Below are 20,486 nucleotides of genomic sequence, written 5' to 3'. Positions count from 1 at the left end.
CTATAAAAAGGCGGCCGATTCCCGGCTGCCCGCGAGGAGACAAAATGGCCAGGAAACCCACAAGAGGCGAAATCGATCAACGGCGTCGCGGCGTGCTGAAGGGCGGCGCTGCCCTGACGCTGCAGGCGTCGCTCGGATTCACTGCCACGCGCGCGTTTGGCGCGCCCACTACCACGGAGATGCCGTTCGAAAACGGCCATCGGGAACTGGTGGCATTTCCGCAAAAGCGGCCACTGATCCTGCTGACCAATCGACCGCCGCAACTCGAAACCCCATTCGAGGTATTTGGCGAGAATGTGATCACGCCAAATGACGCGTTTTTCGTCCGTTATCACTGGAGCGGTATTCCCACGTCGATCGACGCGTCGACGTTTCGCCTGAAGATCGACGGCCATGTGTCGCGCCCCGTGTCATTGAGCCTGCAGGAACTGCGCAGGCTTGGCGACCCCGTGGATATCGTCGCGGTCAACCAGTGTTCCGGAAACGGCCGCGGCTATTTCTCGCCGCGCGTCAATGGCGGCCAGCTGGGAAATGGCGCGATGGGCAATGCACGCTGGACCGGCATTCCCCTGAAAACCGTGCTGGAAAAGGCCGGCATCAAGACCGGCGCCGTGCAGGTCAGCTTCGACGGGCTGGACCGGCCGCCGCTTGAAAACAGCCCCGACTTCGTCAAGGCGCTGTCAATGGACCATGCCATGGATGGCGAGGTCATGCTGGCCTGGGCCATGAACGGCAAGGACCTGCCGATGCTCAACGGTTATCCGCTGCGCCTGGTGGTACCGGGTCACTACGGTACGTACTGGGTCAAGCACCTGTCGCATATCGAAGTCCTGGACAAGCCATTCGAGGGCTTCTGGATGAACCCGGCATATCGTATTCCGGCCAACGACTGCGCCTGCGTGGCACCGGGCACCGCGCCGACCAGCACCGTGCCCATTGGCCGGTTCAATGTGCGGTCGTTTATCACCAGCCATATGCCGGGCAGCTTTGTCAGATCCGGGCAGCCGGCCGTGGTCAAGGGCATTGCATTCGACGGCGGCCATGGCATCGCCGATGTCGCATTTTCAGAAGATGGTGGCGCCACCTGGCGCTCCGCCGAACTGGGCAAGGACCTGGGCCGCTATTCGTTCCGCGAGTGGAGCATCGCGTTCCGGCCGCAAAGAAAAGGGGAATTCGATTTGCGGGTGCGCGCCCGAACCCGGTCGGGAGAAATCCAGCCACTGACGGCAAGCTGGAACCCTGCGGGATATATGCGGAACGTCGTGGAATCCACGCGCGTCCTGGTGGTTTGAAAAGGGGCCAATCATGAAACAGCACCACACCTTCATGCTGGCTGTTGCCTGCGCACTGGGCGCCATGTCTGGCGCATCGAATGCGCGCCCCCTGGAAATCAAGCTGCCGCAGGAAACGGCCAGCTACAAGCCCAGCACACTGCCCGGCTATAACCTCGCACAGCAGAATTGCATGATCTGCCATTCGGCACAGTACGTGTCGACGCAGCCATCGACCTCGACCCGCGCGTACTGGGACGCCACCGTCAAGAAAATGAAAAAGCCATTCGGCGCACCGCTCAAGGACGAGGATATTCCCGCCATCGTCGATTATCTGGTGAAGACGTACGGCGCGGAGCAGCCGCAGACGAATGCAGCGGTGAGCAAGTAATGGATGCAAGGGCGGGTATCTTTCCGCCCTTTTCCCATCATTTTCAGCGCGGGCCCGTCCTCGGTTCCCACGACACCGCCACGTCGCCCTTGATGAACGTCTGGCATGCCATGCGATAGCCCGCACGCAGGTCGTCGTCGTTCAGGTGCTTGCGCTCCTTGGGCTTGACGGCGTCGGTGTGTTCCAGGCCCTGCTCGATCCGGCATTTGCAGGTGCCGCAGATGCCGCCGCCGCACTTGAACGGAATGCCGCCCTGCTCGCGCAGCGATACGCGTAGCAGGTTGCTGTTTTCCGGGGCGGTCACGGTCTTGCCGCTGTTGGTCACGAACGTGATTTCGACGGTGCGCGTCTGCGGCGCGGCGCCGCTGTCGGTTTCGGTGTCTTCGGTCACGGTGGCATCGGCTTCGGTGTCGGCCCGCATCATTGTTTCCTTATCGAGAGATCCATGCTGCCGAAGTGCGCCAGCTTCTGCAGCGCGTCGTGGGCAGCGTCGAGCGTGTCAAAGCGCTCCAGGAATTTGGTCGGCACGTGGTTGATCACGGGGTCGGTGTCGGGCGCGGTCGATTCCTCGATCACGCGCACCTTCACCGGCTGTTGCGTTTCCATCAGTTCGGCAATCACGAAAATCGCCTTGGGCCGCCCGTAGAACAGGTATTCCCATGTCTCGCGCGGCTCCACGCCGGGCACGGCCTCGGTGCGGAACTGGCCCGGCTTGCTGGTCAGGATCACGAACATGTCGCGGGCGCCATCTCGGGCTGTTCGAGTTCGATGTCGTGCGTCAGCCAGATCTGGCAGGCGAGCCGGAAACCCTGGTCCAGCCGCTCGCCAAGCTGCTTTTTCTCTTTCCAGTTGGGCGGCGGGAGGTGCTCGGCGCCGGCCAGCACCTTGCACGCGCACTTCGAGCACTTGCCCATGCCGCATTCGTAGCGCAGGTTCGGATACGGAAACTGCTTGATGCCGGCCCGCACGACGAGATTGGTTTCAGGCTTGACCTCGTCGACGAATACCTGGCCGTTCTTATGGAAGGTGACTTTCGGCATAACAATTTCTTTAATCTTGGAAGCGTTCGGGAGAGTCGCTCAACGCCACAGGAACATGGCGCAGATCGTGGAGACGAACAGTCCGGCCAGCACAGGCAGCAGCAACGCCCGCACCGCATCGAGCACCGGCACACGGGCAAACCCGGCCACGGCAATCAGCGACGACCAGGCGATCAGCGTGCCGCCACCGGTCCACACCGCACCCATCTGGCCCACGGCCGCGAGCGTGGCGGAATCGAAACCCACCACCGGGCCCAGCGCACCGGCCAGCGTGCCGGTCAGCGGCAGGCCGGCAAAGCCCGATCCGTCGATGCCGGTAATCATCCCCACCAGCAGCACGCCGAACGCCACCAGCACGTGGTTGTCCGGAATCATGTGCTGATAGGCCTGGATCAGTTCGAACAGCAGGCTCGGCGCCTTGCCGGCATCCACGCCCAGAATCTGCGCGGCCGTTTCGCCCGCACCCACGAAGAAGAAGCCGGCGATCGGCAGCACCGACCCCATGGCCTTGAACGCGAACACGAAGCCATCGGTAATGTGATCGGGGCACACGTCGAGCATGCGGCGCGGGCCTTCGGCGGCCAGTGTCGCCAGCATCATCAGCAGCGCGGCCACACCGCCCACCAGTGCGGCGGCAGCCCCGCCCTTCAGGTCGGGCATGCCCGACGAGATCTTCGGCAGCACCATCAACGTCACCACGCAGATGAACGCCAGCGGCGTCAGCACGGCGAAGAACTTGGACCACTTCACGCGGCGGCGCGCCACCATGGCAAGGCTTTGCTCGATGTTTGCGTCGGTGACCAGCGGCTCTTCATGCGACGTGCCGCGTGCAATCTCGGCCTTGTCGAACGTGCCGGTGGCCTCGACGGCGGTGTCCGCGCCGGTGGCGCGTGCCTGCCAGCGATCCAGCAGCGCACCGCTGGCCGGCACGATATGGCGGCGCATCGACAGATAGGCCAGCGACAGCGCAATGCCGCCGGTGATGATCGACAGGATCAGCGCCCGGTCCGCCACCACGGCGGCACTGACCGCCGCGCCGGCAGCCTTGGCGCTGATGCCCGGCGCCACGCCGATCACGTAGTCCGACGACAGCGCCATGCCCTGGCCGGCGATGGCAATCGCCATGGCCCCGGCCAGCGGCGGCAGGCCGGCGGCAATGGCAGCCGGCAGCAGGATGGCCGACACCAGCGGCACGGCCGGCGTGGGCCAGAAGAACAGCGAGATCACATAGGTAATGCCGGCCAGGATGAAGTAGGCGCTGTGGCCGTTCTTCATGACCACCCGGAACGGCTCGACCATGCGGATATCGGATCGCAGTGTCTTCAGCGCGTTGAGCAGCGCCGTCATGAACGCGATCACCAGGAAGATGTTGAACAGTTCCTTGGCCGCCACCAGGCTGGCCGAGAAGATGCCGCCCAGCGCGCTGATCGGGCTGCCCGTGATGGCAAGGATCACGAGGAAGGTGCCGAGAATGGATGGCACCACGACATTGGCCCGCAGGATCATGGTCAACACGATCACTGCCACGCCTAGCAGATACACCCAATGTGCCAGGCCAATCTGAACAGCTTGTTGCATGAGGCTCCCCTTTTCCTGGAGGCCCTTGTGGGGGCGGTATAAGAATTCTGTGGTACGACTGTTTTTGTATACTATATCCCGCAGCCAATCGGAAACAAGTGAAAACTGCGAGACTTAGGGAAATCACCCGATCGGTGCCGGAATCGGCCACAGCGCACGGTTTTCGCGCATCCCGCACCACGCCGGACAGTCCACTTTCCGGGGGAAAACCCTCTGGATTTTTTCGAAACACTGTGTAGACTGTATACCAAAATAGCCCACGAGACGTTTTCACCATGCTCCATGTCACTGATGCGATGATCGACCGCCACGTCACGGCCGCCGATGCCCAGGCCGCGATGCTCGAAGCCTTCCAGAGTTTCGGGCGCGGCGAGGCCGCCATGCAGGAACGGATCCGCACGGAAGCCGGCGGCGTGAAGCTTTCGACGCTGGGCGCGGTCATTCCCGCCCAGCAGGTGGCCGGCGCCAAGGTGTATACAACCATCGCCGGTCAGTTCTCTTTTGTCATCCTGCTGTTTTCGACGGTTGACGGACGGCCGCTGGCCTCGTTCGATGCGGGCGCCATCACGCGGCTGCGCACCGCAGCGTGCACGGTGCTGGCTGCACGCCGGCTGGCACGCCCGGATGCCGAAACGCTGGCCCTGTTCGGCGCGGGCACTCAAGGTGTGCAGCATGCGTTGCAGCTGACCGCCGCGTTGCCGCTCAAGCGCATCCTGGTGTGCGATCCCTATGCCGATGCGGCGACGGCCGAGCGCCTGGCCGCGCAGTGCGGTATCCCGGTCACCTTCGCCCAGCCCGAGGAAGCCGCGGCTGCGGCGGACATCATCGTGACGGCCTCGCGCTCCACCACACCGCTGTTCCCGGGCGCCATCGTCAAGCCCGGCACCTTCGTGGCCGCCATCGGTTCCAGCCTGCCGCATACCCGCGAACTCGACGACACGCTGCTGTCGCGCGCCGCCACGGTGGTGGTGGAGTGGCGGCCGCAGTCGCTGCGCGAAGCCGGCGACCTGGTTCTGGCCGACAAGGCAGTGTTGCCCGACGACAAGATCGTCGAACTGGCCGATGTACTACTGGGCGGAACCGACACCCGCGCCGCTCGCCGGCAACCCGACGACATCGTGATCTACAAATCGGTCGGTGTCGGCCTGGAAGACGTGGCGCTGGCAGGCGTGGCCTGGCAACGCATTGCCGCGGCGGAGGCTGCCGCCGCCTGATTTCGCACCACAGGAAGTCGCCGCGTGCGCGCGGTTTTTTTATCGCCTGAACGACGTTGTAGAAAGTATACAAATTCATTCCACCCCGAACGCAGACAAACAGGAGTCCCCAAAATGGCCGAACTGATGAACCGTGAAGAATTCCGCGCCGCCCTGGAAAACGCCATCAAAGGCAAGAGCGCCAACCAGGCGCCGTTCAGCAAGGCCTGGGCCAGCGGCACGCTGAGCCGCGAGCATCTGGCGCGCTGGGCCGAGAACCACTATCACTACGTGGGCCCGTTCGCCGACTACCTTGGCTATATCTACGCCCGCACGCCGGACCACATGACCGAGGCCAAGGACTTCCTGCTGGCCAACATGTACGAGGAAGAAATTGGCGGCGACCGCCACACCGACCTGCTGATCCGCTTTGCCGAAGCCTGCGGCACCACGCGCGAGCGGGTGGTGAGCCCGGACAACATGTCGCCTACCACGCGCGGCCTGCAAAGCTGGTGCTATGCCGTCGCCATGCGTGAAGACCCGGTGGTGGCCGTGGCCGGCCTGGTGGTGGGCCTGGAATCGCAGGTGCCGTCGATCTACCGCAAGCAAACCCCGACGCTGCGCGAGAAGTACGGCTTCACCGACGAAGAGGTGGAATTCTTCGACCTGCACATCGTGTCCGACGAAATCCACGGCGAACGCGGCTACCAGATCGTGCTGGAGCACGCCAACACGCCCGAGCTGCAGCAGCGCTGCCTGAAGATCTGCGAGATCGGCGCGCAGATGCGCCTGCTGTACACCACGGCGCTGTTCTACGACTACGTCGAGGCCAAGCCGGAAGCCGTCGCCGCCTGAGCGCCACGCCCAAGGCTTGCCGGACTTGGCGCGCGTGGCCGCGCCGGTCCGGCGTCTCTCCCCGAATCCAGAACAAGGCCCCCGCAAGATGACCGAGACGTACCGCAACTACATCGACGGCGAATGGTGCGATAGCGCCAGCGGCCGCACGCTCGACAACATCAACCCCGCCGACACGCGCGACATCGTCAGCCGCCACGCCGCCTCCGACGCGCGCGACGCGGCCGCCGCCGTGGCCGCCGCCGCCGCCGCGTTCGACAGCTGGAAGAAAACGCCGATCGGCAAGCGCGCGAAGATCCTCAACGATGCCGCCGCCCACCTGGAAGCCAATGCCGACGCCATCGCCGCCGAACTGACGCGCGAGGAAGGCAAGGCGCTGAACCTGGCACGCGACGAGATCATGCGTTCGGCGCAGACGCTGCGCTTCTACGCGGTGGAAGGCCAGACCTTCAGCGGCGAAAGCTATCCGAACGACGACCCGGACATGCTCGTGTACAGCCTGCGCGAGCCGCTGGGCGTGGTCACGGTGATCTCGCCGTGGAATTTCCCGGTATCGATCCCGGCGCGCAAGATCGCGCCGGCACTGATCACCGGCAACACCGTGGTATTCAAGCCGTCGTCCGACGCGCCGCTGTCCGGCTATCGCCTGGCCGAGGCATTCGTCAAGGCCGGCATTCCCAAGGGCGTGCTCAACTTCCTGACCGGCAGCGCCGCCGAAGTGGGCCCGACCATCGTCGAATCGCGCGAAGTGCGCGCGGTGTCGTTCACCGGATCGACGCAGGCCGGCGAGCAGATCCACAAGTCCGTGCCGATGACCACGCGCACGCAGATGGAACTGGGCGGCAAGAACCCGCTGATCGTGATGGAAGACGCCGATCTCGACCGCGCGGTGGACCTGGCTGTCAAGGGCGGGCTGTCGCTGTCGGGCCAGGCCTGCACCGGCACCAGCCGCATCCTGGTCATGCGCGAAGTCAGGCAGGCCTTCACCGACAAGCTCGTGGCCAAGGTGAAGACGCTGAAGATCGGCAGCGGCATGACGCCGGGCATGGATCTGGGCCCGCTTGCCACGCGCAAGCAGTTGCAGACCGTGCTGGGCTACATCGAGGCCGGCAAGCAGGAAGCGACCCTGCTGTGCGGCGGCGAGCCGCTGACCGATGGCGATTTCGCCAATGGCTACTACGTGGCACCGGCCGTGTTCACCGATGTCACGCAGTCCATGCGCATCGCCCGCGAAGAAATCTTCGGCCCGGTCCTGGCGATTATCGAAGTGAACAGCTACGCCGACGCCATTGCCAAGGCCAACGACACCGAGTACGGCCTGTCCGCCGCCATCGCCACGCGCAATCCGCGCTACATGCACGACTTTGCCCGCGACATCGAGTCGGGCACCGTGAAGATCAACCGCACCACCACCGGCAATCTGGTCAACGCACCGTTTGGCGGCCTGAAGCGGTCCAGCACATCGACGTTCCGTGAATCGGGCCGCGCCGGACTGGAGTTCTACACGCAGATCAAGACCGTCTACCAGGGCGTCTGAGCCCGGTTGTCTGACACAAGATTAAGGAAACAGCCATGAAGAAAGCCATCAAGCTTGAACTGAGGGAAGCGCGCCACATGGTGGCCGCCGCCGTGCGCAAGGCCGAGGAAATCGGCGTGCTGGAATCGATCTGCATCGTCGACGACGGCGGCTACCCGCTGCTGCTCGAACGCATGGACGGCGCCCGCATCACCGGACCGCAGATCGCCTGGAACAAGGCGTTCACCGCCGCCGGCCACAAGCGGTCCACCCACCTGTTCAACACCGCGCCGAACGGCCCGGCGCTGCCCGGCAATGAAGCGTTCGGCATCCAGTGGAGCTTCGACGGCAAGTTCGCCGTGTTCGTGGGCGGCTACCCGATCGTGGTCAATGGCGAAGTGATCGGCGGCGTCGGGCTGTCGGGGGGCAATGGCGAGCAGGACACCGCATGCGGCGTGGCCGCGCTGGAAGCGCTGCGCGACCTGCTGGCTGCCGAAGACCTGACCGTGCTGGCGCAGGCCGACATCAAGAAGTAAGCAAGGGGGAATCGTCATGTCCCATCGGGTCGAGATTGCGGAAACGCAGCAGGTATTCATGGTGGCGCCCGGTGAATCGGTGCTGGATGCCGCGCTGCGCTGCGGCGTGGAACTGGCGCATGAATGCACGTTCGGCGGCTGCGGCACCTGCCGCATGCGCGTGGTGCAGGGGTCGGTCTCGTACGAGGATTTTCCGATGGGGCTGACCGAGGAAGAGCACGCCGAGGGCTTTGCGCTGGCATGCCAGGCGCGGCCCGACGGCGACCTCGTCATCAGCACCGCGCGTGCCGCGGGCCCGCAGGTGCCGGCCCGCCGCGCCACGGCCACCGTGCTGTCGGTGGCCCCGCTCGGCCCCGACGTGCTGCATCTGCGCCTGGCGCTGCCCGGCGACGACCCCTTCGCCTACGCGCCGGGCCAGTATCTGAAGGTGCTGCTGGAAGATGGCACGCATCGTAGTTTCTCCATGGCGTCGGCACCCTCGGGCAACACCGTGGACTTCCACGTACGGAAGATCGCCCGCGGCCGCTTCACGTCCTCGCAGCTGCCGCAGTTGCGCGCGGGCGACCAGCTTGAAGTGGAGCTGCCGCATGGCAATTTCAGCCTGCGCAAGGAAGACTATCGGCCGCTGCTGATGGTGGCCACGGGCACCGGCCTGGCGCCGATCAAGAGCATGCTCGAATCGCTGATGGATGACCCCGACTGCCCGCCCGTCTGGCTTTACTGGGGCATGCGCTCGGCGGCGGACCTGTACCTGCACGACGAGATCGCCACCTGGGGCGAACGGCTCTACGACTTCCAGTATGTGCCGGTGCTGTCGCGCGCCGACGACAGCTGGCAAGGCCGCCGTGGCTACGTGCACGAGGCCGTGGCAGCCGACCTGGGCGACCTGTCGGAGCACGCCATCTACCTGTGCGGATCGCCGAACATGATCCACGACGCCAAGCAGACGTTCATGGTGCTGGGGGCACAGACGCCGTTCATGTATTCGGACGGCTTCACGTTCCAGCACGCGGGGGGCTGAGCGGCCGGACAAGCCGAAAAAGGGCCGAACGTCACGCCGGTGGAAGACCGGTAGATGTCTACCCTATGTCTTCATTCAGGAGGTGACGGTATACAATAGCGGCATTCACGCCGCGGCCCTTCGACCGCGGCCTATCACCGATATCCGACGGCCGATCCCGATCATGAACGACGCCACCGCTGCCCTGAAGCCGAGTCCGGACACCCCGGCCGCAAGCCTGGGCGCCCAGCATTCCCCCCTGTTCGCGCTGGTCACGGACACCCTGCGGCAACGCATCCTGGGCGGCCAGTACGAACAGGGCGAACGTCTGGTGGAAAACACGCTGTCCCTGGAACTGGGCGTATCGCGCATTCCGGTGCGCGAAGCGCTGCGTGCACTGGCGGCCGAAGGGCTGGTGCGCATCGAGCCACGCCGTGGCGCGTCGGTGGCGCGGCTGTCGCCCAATATCGCACGCGAAATGGTGGAAGTGCGGGCCACGCTGGAAGGGCTCAATGCCAAGCTGGCGGCCCAGCGCCGCGACCCGGCGCTGATCGAAGAACTTGAAAAAGTGCTCAAGGAAGGCAACGACGCCGTGAACAGCGGCCAGACCGAGCGCTTTGTCGAGCTGAATTCGCGGTTTCACGAAGTACTGGGCAACATCGCCGCCAACAGCGTGTTGCAGGACATGATGCGGTCGTTGCGCGAACGCACCGCCCTGCTGTTCGCGCCGGCCAACCTGAGCCGCGCACGCCTGAACTGGGACGAGCACGCGCAAATCCTGCAGGCCGTGATTGCTGGCGACGCCGACCTGGCATCGCTGCTGGCGACGCGACACGTCTACAGTGCAGCCAAGGCCGTGGAGTCGATAAACATGACCGAGGCGGACGCCCAACCTTCCGCCTGACAGGCCACGCGCCGGACGATCTCCGCGGTCCGGCGCCATCGACGCTTGAGTCGAAACACGCCGATCGACACACTTGCCGGCACGCCCGTTGGCACGCCGGCAGCCATTCCCGCTGGCGTACGTCCGACGCACAAACCCAGGCACCCCGGACGCACCACTTCGAATCCGGCAATCCCTCGTTGCGCACCAGGAAATGGCGCAGTGCACCATCAGAGTGTATACTGTAGGCGTTTCTTAACCGCAATAGGGATCGACCATGAACTACCCGGATGCTTCGTACTTCGACCGTCCGGTGGGCGAGCAGCTTCTGAGCCACTTCGCACGCCGTGATGCCGTTCGTCATGCCACGCCGCTGCTGCCCTTCCGCTTCGCCGACCTGCTGGCACTGTTCCGCGGCAACGCCACACGCCACAAGGCCGTGTGAGTTGCCCCCCGGCACTCGGCCCAAGAAAAAGCCGCCCAATCGGGCGGCCTTTTTTTTGCCTGCCGGCGTGCCTCAAAGCGCGGACGGCGGCATTTCGACGCTGCCGAACTCGGCCGACCGCGTGCCGCTGACCGGGCGGTTGCTGGCGCCAAAATAGGCAAACGCCACCGACAGCTTGACGGCCTCGGAATCGTTGCGTCCCGCCGCGTGGAACAGCCGGCTGTCGAACATCAGCACATCGCCGCGATGCAGGGCCAGCGGCATCACGCCTTTCAGCAGCACCTGACTGGCCGGATGTGCCTCGATCAGGAATTCTGCCGGGTCCAGCTGTGCGGGATCGAGCCTGGCGCGATGCGATCCCGGAATCACGCGCAGCACGCCGTTGCGCTCGTCCTCGTCGCCCAGCGCCAGCCACACCGTGACCAGATCCGGCTTCACGAACGACCAGTAGCGCGTGTCGCGATGCCAGCCGGTCTGGCTCCCGAAGTGGGGGTGCTTGGTCATCACGCAGTTGTGGTGGGCCAGCGTCAGGCGGGTGGGCTCGCCAAGCAGGGCCTCGACCGTCGCCACCAGTTGCGGATGGCTGGCCCAGCGCCGGAACGCCTCGTCGCGGCCATACGCCTGGCGCAACCGGCGCACCGTATTGCCACCGGTGTCCTGGCGCGTGGCCGGTGCGCCCGGGTAGCCAAGATCGGCCTCGAATTCCACCGGCGGCACGGCTGCCGCCAGATGCTGACGAGTTACGGCCTCCAGCGCCGCGCACGTGGCCTCGGTGGCAAAGTTGCGCAGCACGATATAGCCGCCCGCATGGAACTCGCGGGCCAGGCTGGCCAGCGCCGCCTGGTCGGCCAGCGGCGCGGAACAATCGAAATCAAGTGGGGCAGGCGCGCCAGACACGCGCGGTTGCGAGGCAGTCATTGCAGCGGCTAGGACGATTCTGAAAAGTGGCAGGGTACCAACAGGTCGATGATGCCAGAACGCGCGAACTCCGGCGCGGCCGGCGCCCGATTCCGGTGCATTCGCGGACTGTCAGCCGCGTACAACCGTGCGGAAACCCACTGTCCGATGCGACCTCCACGCCGCTACAATGGCCGGACCCAGCCCGACCAAGCCGGACCAAGCCGCACCCCGTCATATCGCATCGTCATCGCCAACCCGCCATCGAGGCCGCCGAACGTGACAGCCAGACCCCGGATTACCGCCTCGCTGGCCGAGGCCCAGAACCAGCTTGGCCGCATCGTGCTCGGCAAGCCGCGCCAGATACGGCTGGCTCTGGCGTGCATGCTGGCCGGCGGCCACCTGCTGCTGGAAGATGTGCCGGGCGTGGGCAAAACCACGCTCGCGCATGCGCTGGCGCAAACCCTGGGTCTGCAGTACCAGCGCGTGCAGTTCACCAGCGACCTGCTGCCAGCCGATCTGGTGGGCGTGTCGGTCTATATGCGCGACACCGGAAATTTCCGCTTCCATCGCGGCCCCGTGTTCGCCCAGCTGGTACTGGCCGACGAGATCAACCGCGCCCCGCCCAAGACGCAGAGTGCGCTGCTCGAAGCCATGGCCGAAGGCCAGGTCACGCACGACGGCGTGACCCATGCGCTGCCGGCGCCGTTCTTCGTGATCGCCACCCAGAATCCGCTCGAACAGATCGGCACGCACGCGTTGCCCGAATCGCAGCTCGACCGCTTCACCATGCGCATCTCGCTGGGTTATCCGGACCCGGCCTTCGAACGCGTGCTCTATCTGGGCGGCACCGCCGCGCAGGAAGCGTCGGCCGTCATGGATGCCGAACAGGTGCTGGCGCTCCAGGCTGCGGCCAGCCACGTGTATGCCAGCCCGGCGCTGGTGGATTACGTGCTGGCGCTGGTACAGGCCACACGTGTGGAAGCCGGCTTCGTGGCCGGGTTGTCGCCGCGCGCCGGCCTGGCCCTGCTGGCCTGCGCACGCGCGTGGGCGTTGCTCGACCAGCGCGACATGGTGGTGCCGGAGGACGTGCAGGCGGTGTTCGCCGCCGTGGCCGCGCACCGGCTGCTGCCGGCAGGGCAGGCCGCCACCTCGCTGGATCGCCTGGTGGCAGGCGTGGCGATTCCCTGACGCAGGTCGCCCCTTCCCGCGTCGCGCCTATCCACCATGCCACGTGCCCAGACGGCGTCGAGCCAGGCGCCCAATTCGCAGCTCCATCCGCAGCCCAACCCGGCGCCCAACGCGGCTGTCCACAGGGCTTCCGACCCCGGCCGCGCGCCGCAGGCCGGTGTGGCCACGCCGCGCCCACGCCGTCCCCGCAGACCCGTCAACGGCGTGGTCACGCTGGACCGGCGCCATCTCTATATCCTGCCCACCCGCAGCGGACTCGGCTTTGCCGTACTGCTGCTGGCGATGCTGACCACATCGCTGAACTACAACATCAGCCTGGGATTCGCGCTGACGTTCCTGCTGGTCGGCATCGGCATGTCCTGCATGTGGATGGCCTATCGCAACCTGCTCGACCTGGAAATCTCGGCGGGCCCGGTATCGTCGCCGTTTGCCGGCGATGTGGCTGAATTCGCGCTGCACGTAGCCAATCATGATGGCGGGGCGCGCATCGGCGTCGAAGCCGTGGTGTCGCGCGGTGGCACGGCCGATGCCGCACCAGCGCTCACGCTCGATGGCCTGGGCCAGGGCGTGCTGGCCGTGCGCATGGACGCCCCCCGGCGCGGCCGGCTGGCGCTGCCGCGCGTCACAGTTTCCAGCCGCTTCCCGTTCGGGCTGTTCCGGGTCTGGAGTTATGCAGACTTCCCGGTCGCCACATGCGTCTACCCGGCACCGGATCGTCATGCGCCGCCGCTGCCGGTGGTGGCCCAGCCCGACGCCGACAGCGACGATGGCGATTTCGGCGTGGCGTCGGACGACGGCATCGACCAGCTGCGCAAGTATCGGCCCGGCGATCCGCTCCATCGCATCGCCTGGAAGCACAGCGCGCGCACCGGCCGCTGGCTGAGCCGGACGGGCCAGGTGCCACGGCAACCGGGATGCTGGATCGACTGGGATACGTTGCCCCTGACGATGGACACCGAGGCCCGCCTGTCGCGGCTGTGCGCATGGGTGCTGGCGGCCGGTGACCAGTTCGACATCGGCCTGCGGCTGCCCGGTGTGGAAATTCCGCCGGGTCGTGGCGCGGCCCATCGCCGCGCCTGCCTGGAGGCACTGGCCGTCTGGCCGGAGCGGCGCGCAGCATGAAGCTATCGATGCAGCCCCGTCCGCTGGGCCACCAGGAGCACGGCATGCTGATCGGCCAGCTGGCGCTGGTGCTGGCGCCGCAGGCCCGCACGCTGCCCGTGTCAGTCAGCGTGTTGCTGGTGTTGCTGCTGGCATGGCGCTGGCTGCTGTGGCGCCAGCGGGCACCACTGCCGTCCAAGGTGATCGTCGGCGCCACGGCGATGCTGGTGCTGCTGATTGCTGCAGCGCTGGTCTGGCGTGGCGGCGGCAGCTTCGGGCGCGAACTGTGCGTCGCGCTGCTGGCCGCATTCGTGATCCTCAAGCTGATGGAAACGCGCGCACTGGCCGATGCCACGCTGGTCACCCAGCTGTCGTTCTATCTGCTGCTGACGCTGTACCTGGAGGACCAGCCGTTCTGGCTGGCGCTCTACAGCATGGCAATCGGCGCCTGGATCCTGCGCAACTGGCTGCTGTTCCATCATCCCGAGGCCCGTGGGCGGCTGGCGATCTGGCCACTGCTGGGCCGCATGGCGCTGTTCGGCCTGCCGTGGGCGCTGTTCCTGTTCGTGCTGTTTCCGCGACTCGATCATCCGCTCTGGCGCCTGCCGCAATCGGAGCCGGTCGGGCGCACAGGCATCAGCGACACGATGCGCCCCGGCAGCATCGGCGAACTGATCCGCTCGCCCGAGGTGGCTTTCCGCGCCGATATCGTTGGCGATCCGCTGCCCGCCAGCGCCTTGTACTGGCGCGCACGGGTGCTGTGGGACTATGACGGCCAGGCCTGGCGTCCCGATGACGCACCGCCCACGCGGCAGGCCGCAGGGCTGCGCGACGAGGGTGACGACAGCGACGAGGCCGCTGATCCGGCCGCTGCCGGTGCGCGCGAGTACAACGTCACGCTTGAAGCCACGCAAAAGAACTGGCTCTATCTGCTCGACCGCGGCGTGGCGGTATCAGACGGCGTGGCCGCCCGGCACTCGGCAGACGGCGAGTTCTTTGCACGAAACCCGGTGGATCGGCCGCTGCGCTATCGCGCCCGGTCATGGCTGCAGGGCGTGCCGCAGCCACTGACTCGGCGCACCTTGCAGCTGGCGCTAAGGCTGCCGGACGGCAACCCCCGCAGTCGCGAGCTGGCCGCCGGCTGGCGGCAACGCTATGCCGACCCGTGGCAGCGCGTGCAGGCGGCCATGCGTCTGTTCGCCGAAGTGCCATTCGCGTACACGCTGTCGCCACCGCCACTGGGCAAGGCGCAGGTCGACTCTTTCTTGTTCGACACACGGCGCGGCTTCTGCGAGCACTACGCCAGCAGTTTCGTCTTCCTGATGCGTGCCGCCGGCGTGCCCGCACGCGTGGTGATCGGCTACCAGGGCGGCGAGTACAACCCGCTGGGCAAGCACTATGTCATCCGGCAGTCCGATGCCCACGCCTGGGCCGAGGTCTGGCTGCCCGAACGCGGCTGGGTACGGGTGGATCCAACCAGCGCCGTGGCACCGAGCCGCGTGGAAAACGGCGTCGACGCGGCACTGGCGGGCGAGGATCTGGCTGCGCTGCGCCAACTCCGCGCGCCTGGCTGGTTGCGGAACCTGCGCTGGGGCTTCGACGGCCTGACCTACAAATGGCAGCGCTGGGTACTCGAATACGATCGCGGGCAACAGAATCGCCTGCTGGAACAGGCCGGTATGGGCAACCGCTTGCCACAACTGCTGGCGGCCGGAATGGCCCTCCTGAGCCTGGCGGCACTGGTGCCGATGTGGCTACGCCGTCGTCGCGTGGACCCCGTCCAGGCGCTCTACGATCAATTCTGCGCCACGCTGGCACGCCACGGCATCGCACGCGGCATGGCGGAAGGGCCGCAGGCCTTCGCGACACGTGCCGAAAGCGCCCTGCCCCGTGCCGCCTTGGCAGTGCGAGCGTTCACTGACCATTACGTGGCTTGGCGCTATGGCGCCCCGGATACCACCACGCAGGCCAGCGCCGTCGCACGGCTTCGCAAGGCGTTGCAGGATCTGGGCCGCAGCCTGCGCCAGAAGCCCTTCTGACCTCGGCTGCGGCTGATCGTCCGGCTGGCCGTCCACACCGTCCAGCCCGGCGACCTTGCGAGATCGGCCGCCGGCACATATAGTTTCATTCGTAACTATTTCCAATGTAACTAATATGTCGTTCGAACGCCGCATCGACCGTTTCTGCGCCGAGCACCCCGACGCCCCGCGCGACCTGATCCTGGCGTCGCGCCTGCTGCTGCGCTCGGCGCGGTTGCTGCGGCATCACATCGAGCGTGCGCTGGCGCCATTCGAACTGGACCTTAGCCAGTACCTGGTGATCAGCATGCTGGCCATCGACGCTGGCGAGCCGACCATGCCTTCGGAACTGGGCATGTCCATCGACGCGACACGCACGCAGATGACGCGGCTGATCGATGGCCTGGCGACACGCGGTCTGGTACAGCGCAAGACTTCCGAACACGACCGGCGCAGCCTGGAACTGACGCTCACGCCGGCGGCCCATGCGCTGCTGGAACGCGCCGCCCCCGCCGTGCATGCCGCCTACGGGCAGGCGTGGGCACCGCTGGGCCAGGCCGGGCTGGCTACGGCCACGCGCGACCTGGCCGCGCTGCATGAACATCTGGCCGCGCTAGAGGCAGGCAAGCCGTGAGCACGCAGGTCAGCTCCTGGCACCGTTTGCGCGCCGGCATGCGCTGGCTGCGGTTGCTCAGCCATCGGCAGCGGCAGACGCTTGTGATGCTGCTGCTGGGGCTGACCACGGGCGTCGAGTTTCTGGAAAACATCATGTTCGTGTTTGCGTCGAGCCATATCGTCGGCGGCATCGACGCGGACCCGCGCAGCTTCGCGCTGGTGCAGGCCGCCTACGCAGTCGGCAGCATGATGATGATCCTCAAGCAGCAATGGCTGGCACAGCGCTTTGGCTACCGCTATTACCTGACGGGATCGCTGCTGCTGTTCATGTCAGGGACGGTGGTGGCAGCGACCAGCACCGGTTTGCCGCAGATGGTTGTCGCCCGCTTCATGCAGGGCGTGGGCGGCGGTGCGCTGTTCACGAGCTGCCGCATCCTGGTGAACGTGATGTTCACGCCGGCCGACCGGCCTCGTGCGTCGCGCCTGTTCATGCTCGGGATTTTTGGCGCATCGGCCATGGCACCGGCGTTTGCCGCCGAACTGGTGGAGCACGGCGTCTGGCAGGACGTGTTCTATGGCGTGCTGCCGTTTGGCGCCCTGGCCGCCCTGGGCACATGGCTGCTGTTGCCCGACGCCGAACCTCGGCCCGACCAGGAAGGGCCGGCGCTTGGGCCGCTGTTGCTGTTCGGCGTGGCGGTTGTCGCGCTGCAGGCCTCGATGACCGAGGCCCGCTTCGACATCTTTTCGCATCCGCTGCGCGTGGTCGTGGCGGCGGCGGTAGCGCTGGCCTTGCTTGGCGTATTCCTCTGGCAGCAGTGGCACCACGCCACGCCGGTACTGCACCTGCGCGCGCTGCGACAGCCCGTGTACATGACGGGGCTGGGCATGTACTTCGTCTACTACATGATCAGCAACCTGAGCAGCTACGTGTTTCCGATCTACGCCGAGCAGGCGCTGCGCTTTCCGCTGGCCACCACCGGATGGCTCAACACGCTGGCCGCGCTGATCAGCCTGGCAGGCATCTGGATCTACCTGCGCGTGGCACGCCGGCTCACCCACAAGAAGCCGGTGATGGTGACCGGCCTGCTGCTGATGGCCGCCGCCATGACGTTCTTCTCGTTCATGCCTCCGGACATCGCGCCGGCCGCGCTGGTGCCGGGGCTCGTCGCCAAGGGCCTGTTCGGCGTGATGGTCATCATCCCGATTGCCGGGCTGACTTTCCGCACGCTGAGCGGCGACGACTTTGCGCACGGCTACCGCAGCAAGAACCTGGTGCGGCAGATTGCCAGTTCGTTTGCGTCGTCCCTGGGCGCGGTGCTGTTGCAGAACCGGCAGTTCGCGGTGCATACGAGCCTGGTGCATGCCATTGGTCAACGTCCCGCCGAGGCCGAAAGCTGGATGCACACGGCGCAGTCGCTGCTGGCCGCACGCGGATTCGATGCCGGGCAGGCACATGCCGGCGCATTGGCGCAAATGGCAGCGATCGTCGATCAACAGGCGCGGCTGATTGCCTGCGAGGATCTCTATCGGTTGATTGCCGCGATCGCGCTGGTGGCTGCGGTCTTCATGCTTGTGCAACGCCGGCTGGACTAGCCTGGCCTTGCAATGCGGGAGGGGGGTACTACCGGAACGCTGGCGACAGCGCGGCAATGGCGGCGGTGTTGCCATTGCGGAGAGCATGCATGCCTGTGTCAGGCACGCGGTTCAGTCACGGACTGTTCGGGACTGCTGACTCGGAATAACTGCTTCAGAACAACGTCAGCTGGCGCATGCCGAAGCCAACCGTCTCTTCCACGCGAGCGCGTGCATGCACAAGCGAACCCTCGGCACCGGAATAGTTGCCGGCCGCCCAGTGGTAGACCACGGGCAGGTCGCCGCGATCGGACAAGCGGACTTCGCCAAGCTTGTCGCCACGTTCGTTACGGTAGTAGTGGGAGCGGTAGCCGCGCTCCCAGTGGGGCGGGACTTCCTTCTTGCGCCGACGCGCCGTCGCCTTTCTGGCAACTGGCGTCAAGCGCCTCGCCAGATCGGAGCCCGGCGAGATGGGGGCGCGGGTGAAATCCAACTGCATAGACTTCCTTCTTCTGTCGATTCAGCAAGAACCAGAGATGGCGACGTGAGTCACCACACGCTTCATGCATCGCAGTCGAGATGATACCCGTTCAAACGTGTCTTTGGGGCGTTTTGTCGCCCGGAATTCCGCTCCTGGCAAGGGTTTGCGGGCGTATACGCGTATACGTATACGCCCCTCGCGTGCCGCTCGTATACCTGTCGTATACGCGTTTTGCGCAGCGTAAACCGCTTGGCCGCCGGTGGTCAGCCAAGGTCGAGCGGAATGAAGATCCGCGCGTCGTCGCGCTGCACCAGCAAGGCCACCTGCTTGCCCGATTTCGACACCAGCGAACGCAGTTGCTCGGCCGACGAAATCGGCGTGCCGTTGAGCGACAGGATGACATCGCCGGGCTGGATGCCGACACGCGCTGCCGGGCCCGCCACGTCTTCGACGACCAGGCCGCCTTCGATGCCGCTGTCGCGCTTTTCAGCAGGCGTCAGCGGGCGCACGGCAAGACCCAGACGGCCGCCCGCTTCGCCACCGCTCTTGCCCTGGGCCACCGCGCTTTCCTTCACGGCACCGATCTTCACGCTCAGCGTCAGCGGCTCGCCCTTGCGAATCACCTTGACGTCGGTCTTGGTGCCGGGCTGCATGTCGGCCACGTGCTCGGGCAGATCGCCGGAATGGTCGATCACGTCATTGCCAAGTTGCACGATCACATCGCCAGGCTTCAGGCCGGCCTGCGCGGCAGGGCTGTCCGGTTCCACGGAATTCACGAGCGCGCCAGCCGGCTTCGGCAGCTTGAACGACTGCGCCAGGGCCTGGTTGACTTCCTGCACCGAGATGCCCATCCGGCCGCGCGTGACCTTGCCGTGCGCCACGAGTTGCTGCTCGACCTTCTTCGCCACGTCGATCGGAATCGCGAACGACAGCCCCTGGTAGCCGCCGGTCTGACTGTAGATCTGCGAATTGATCCCGATGACCTCGCCGCGCTGGTTGAACAGCGGGCCGCCCGAGTTGCCCGGGTTCACGGCCACATCGGTCTGGATAAACGGCACGTAGGTGTCATCCGGCAGCGAACGCGACTTGGCGCTGACAATGCCGGCCGTGACCGTATTCTCGAAACCATAGGGCGAACCGATTGCCAGCACGGGCTCACCGACACGAATCTTCGACGGATCGCCCAGTCGTACCGTCGGCAGGTCCTTGGCATCGATGCGGATCACGGCGATGTCGCTCTGCGGATCGCTGCCCAGCACCTTGGCCTTGAATTCGCGACGGTCGGTCAGCTTGACGGTGACCTCCGTAGCGTTGTCTACGACGTGGGCATTGGTCAGGATCAGGCCGTCGGGGCTGACGATAAAGCCCGAGCCCAACCCTTTCACCAATTGCGGCTGCTGGCTCTGCGGCCCCTGGAACTGCGGACCGAAGCGCTTGAAGAACTGGAACAGCGGATCATCAGGGTCCATGCCCGACGGCATTTGCGCCGAGGTGCGCTGCGCGCGGGCCGTCACGCTGATGTTGACGACTGCAGGGCCATATTGATCGACGATGCCCGAGAAATCAGTCGGCGTTGCCACGGCAGTGGCGGAGGCAACAGCCGGCGTCGGCGCCGCATAGCCGGGTGTGATCGCGTCCTTCTGGAGATAGGCGTATCCGCCGGCCAGGGCAGCAAGCGCAGCAACACCGACAGCGGAACGAGCGAGAGTCTGGCGAATCATGGTGCTTTCCTTTCTGGATGATGGACAGCGCCGGGGGTTGGCGCGACAGGATCATCCTAAGCAGCCACACTTAAACCAGACTTAAGGTTGTACGAAGGTCGTACGGCGTCAGCCTTTGATCCCCTTTGATCCGTCACGGCCTCCCCCTATCCTCTATAGGGTCGATGCAAAATTTATATTGC

At 65.8% G+C, this 20,486-nt stretch carries 21 protein-coding genes; 14 read left to right on the top strand and 7 right to left on the bottom strand.

The features are described 5' to 3' along the window. The first annotated feature begins 44 nt into the window (after positions 1 to 44). Positions 45 to 1,292 carry a SorA family sulfite dehydrogenase catalytic subunit gene (sorA, locus tag ACOABP_RS24665; protein WP_474228244.1) on the top strand — a complete coding sequence of 416 codons (1,248 nt, stop codon included), beginning with the start codon at positions 45 to 47 and terminating at the stop codon, positions 1,290 to 1,292. Between the two features lie 13 nt (positions 1,293 to 1,305). Beyond that, the gene (gene sorB / locus ACOABP_RS24660; RefSeq protein ID WP_474228242.1) at positions 1,306 to 1,662 is read left to right on the top strand and encodes a SorB family sulfite dehydrogenase c-type cytochrome subunit; all 357 of its coding nucleotides are present in this window, start codon (positions 1,306 to 1,308) and stop codon (positions 1,660 to 1,662) included. Between the two features lie 43 nt (positions 1,663 to 1,705). Here the strand turns inward: sorB and ACOABP_RS24655 are convergent, their stop codons facing one another. Genes ACOABP_RS24655 through ACOABP_RS24640 form a run of 4 tightly spaced genes read right to left on the bottom strand, consistent with a single transcriptional unit; the run spans position 1,706 to position 4,280 of the window. Continuing rightward, the gene (locus tag ACOABP_RS24655; protein WP_231907088.1) at positions 1,706 to 2,086 is read right to left on the bottom strand and encodes a 2Fe-2S iron-sulfur cluster-binding protein; all 381 of its coding nucleotides are present in this window, start codon (positions 2,084 to 2,086) and stop codon (positions 1,706 to 1,708) included. Then, entirely contained in the window at positions 2,083 to 2,397 is a 315-nt protein-coding gene (locus ACOABP_RS24650) for a ferredoxin (RefSeq protein WP_066742760.1), read from the bottom strand. Before ACOABP_RS24650 ends, ACOABP_RS24655 begins: the two co-directional genes overlap by 4 nt. Continuing rightward, positions 2,388 to 2,702 (bottom strand): 2Fe-2S iron-sulfur cluster-binding protein, encoded by a 315-nt coding sequence (locus tag ACOABP_RS24645; protein ID WP_066742763.1) that lies wholly within the window; start codon positions 2,700 to 2,702, stop codon positions 2,388 to 2,390. Before ACOABP_RS24645 ends, ACOABP_RS24650 begins: the two co-directional genes overlap by 10 nt. Before the next feature lie 39 nt (positions 2,703 to 2,741). Then, a complete protein-coding gene (locus ACOABP_RS24640; protein WP_474228241.1) occupies positions 2,742 to 4,280 on the bottom strand; it encodes a hypothetical protein in 1,539 nt (512 codons plus the stop codon). Positions 4,281 to 4,555: 275 nt separating this feature from the next. On the opposite strand from ACOABP_RS24640, the gene ACOABP_RS24635 reads away from it, so the two are divergent. The 7 genes from ACOABP_RS24635 (at position 4,556) to ACOABP_RS24605 (ending at position 10,708) form a co-directional block, all read left to right on the top strand. Beyond that, positions 4,556 to 5,494: an ornithine cyclodeaminase family protein gene (locus tag ACOABP_RS24635; protein WP_474228240.1), complete on the top strand. Its 939-nt coding sequence runs from the start codon at positions 4,556 to 4,558 to the stop codon at positions 5,492 to 5,494. Between the two features lie 114 nt (positions 5,495 to 5,608). Continuing rightward, positions 5,609 to 6,328, top strand: coding sequence for a TenA family transcriptional regulator (locus ACOABP_RS24630; RefSeq protein WP_066742770.1), 720 nt, complete (start codon positions 5,609 to 5,611; stop codon positions 6,326 to 6,328). Between the two features lie 88 nt (positions 6,329 to 6,416). After that, a complete protein-coding gene (locus ACOABP_RS24625; RefSeq protein ID WP_474228239.1) occupies positions 6,417 to 7,865 on the top strand; it encodes an aldehyde dehydrogenase family protein in 1,449 nt (482 codons plus the stop codon). A 35-nt stretch (positions 7,866 to 7,900) separates the two neighbouring features. Next, positions 7,901 to 8,380 carry a GlcG/HbpS family heme-binding protein gene (locus tag ACOABP_RS24620; protein ID WP_160474315.1) on the top strand — a complete coding sequence of 160 codons (480 nt, stop codon included), beginning with the start codon at positions 7,901 to 7,903 and terminating at the stop codon, positions 8,378 to 8,380. 16 nt (positions 8,381 to 8,396) lie between these two features. Next, positions 8,397 to 9,401 carry a 2Fe-2S iron-sulfur cluster-binding protein gene (locus ACOABP_RS24615; RefSeq protein WP_474228237.1) on the top strand — a complete coding sequence of 335 codons (1,005 nt, stop codon included), beginning with the start codon at positions 8,397 to 8,399 and terminating at the stop codon, positions 9,399 to 9,401. Between the two features lie 163 nt (positions 9,402 to 9,564). Beyond that, positions 9,565 to 10,284, top strand: coding sequence for a GntR family transcriptional regulator (locus ACOABP_RS24610; protein WP_474228235.1), 720 nt, complete (start codon positions 9,565 to 9,567; stop codon positions 10,282 to 10,284). 256 nt (positions 10,285 to 10,540) lie between these two features. Beyond that, on the top strand, positions 10,541 to 10,708 hold the full coding sequence (locus tag ACOABP_RS24605) for a hypothetical protein (protein ID WP_474228234.1): 168 nt from the start codon (positions 10,541 to 10,543) through the stop codon (positions 10,706 to 10,708). Between the two features lie 72 nt (positions 10,709 to 10,780). On the opposite strand, the gene ACOABP_RS24600 is transcribed toward ACOABP_RS24605, so the two are convergent. Then, positions 10,781 to 11,626 carry a phytanoyl-CoA dioxygenase family protein gene (locus ACOABP_RS24600; protein ID WP_474228232.1) on the bottom strand — a complete coding sequence of 282 codons (846 nt, stop codon included), beginning with the start codon at positions 11,624 to 11,626 and terminating at the stop codon, positions 10,781 to 10,783. A 258-nt stretch (positions 11,627 to 11,884) separates the two neighbouring features. Here ACOABP_RS24600 and ACOABP_RS24595 point away from each other — a divergent pair, with 258 nt between their 5' ends. The 5 genes from ACOABP_RS24595 to ACOABP_RS24575 all read left to right on the top strand — a co-directional run bounded on the left by ACOABP_RS24595 (position 11,885) and on the right by ACOABP_RS24575 (position 18,123). Beyond that, positions 11,885 to 12,796, top strand: coding sequence for an AAA family ATPase (locus ACOABP_RS24595; protein ID WP_474228230.1), 912 nt, complete (start codon positions 11,885 to 11,887; stop codon positions 12,794 to 12,796). 36 nt (positions 12,797 to 12,832) lie between these two features. Beyond that, complete coding sequence (locus tag ACOABP_RS24590; RefSeq protein WP_474228229.1) at positions 12,833 to 13,918, top strand: DUF58 domain-containing protein; 1,086 nt, start codon at positions 12,833 to 12,835, stop codon at positions 13,916 to 13,918. Beyond that, on the top strand, positions 13,915 to 15,936 hold the full coding sequence (locus tag ACOABP_RS24585; protein WP_474228227.1) for a transglutaminase TgpA family protein: 2,022 nt from the start codon (positions 13,915 to 13,917) through the stop codon (positions 15,934 to 15,936). Before ACOABP_RS24590 ends, ACOABP_RS24585 begins: the two co-directional genes overlap by 4 nt. 115 nt (positions 15,937 to 16,051) lie before the next feature. Then, entirely contained in the window at positions 16,052 to 16,549 is a 498-nt protein-coding gene (locus ACOABP_RS24580) for a MarR family winged helix-turn-helix transcriptional regulator (RefSeq protein WP_474228225.1), read from the top strand. A 38-nt stretch (positions 16,550 to 16,587) separates the two neighbouring features. Further along, complete coding sequence (locus ACOABP_RS24575; protein ID WP_474230536.1) at positions 16,588 to 18,123, top strand: MFS transporter; 1,536 nt, start codon at positions 16,588 to 16,590, stop codon at positions 18,121 to 18,123. Positions 18,124 to 18,277: 154 nt separating this feature from the next. On the opposite strand, the gene ACOABP_RS24570 is transcribed toward ACOABP_RS24575, so the two are convergent. Both ACOABP_RS24570 and ACOABP_RS24565 read right to left on the bottom strand, forming a co-directional pair. Then, positions 18,278 to 18,601: a hypothetical protein gene (locus tag ACOABP_RS24570; protein WP_474228224.1), complete on the bottom strand. Its 324-nt coding sequence runs from the start codon at positions 18,599 to 18,601 to the stop codon at positions 18,278 to 18,280. 245 nt (positions 18,602 to 18,846) lie between these two features. After that, complete coding sequence (locus ACOABP_RS24565) at positions 18,847 to 20,304, bottom strand: DegQ family serine endoprotease (RefSeq protein WP_474228223.1); 1,458 nt, start codon at positions 20,302 to 20,304, stop codon at positions 18,847 to 18,849. Positions 20,305 to 20,486 lie beyond the last annotated feature (182 nt).

The organism is Cupriavidus sp. HE11 (assembly GCF_056097175.1).
Note: the sequence above shows the minus strand (reverse complement) of the source record. Positions and strands in the feature narration are given on the sequence as shown.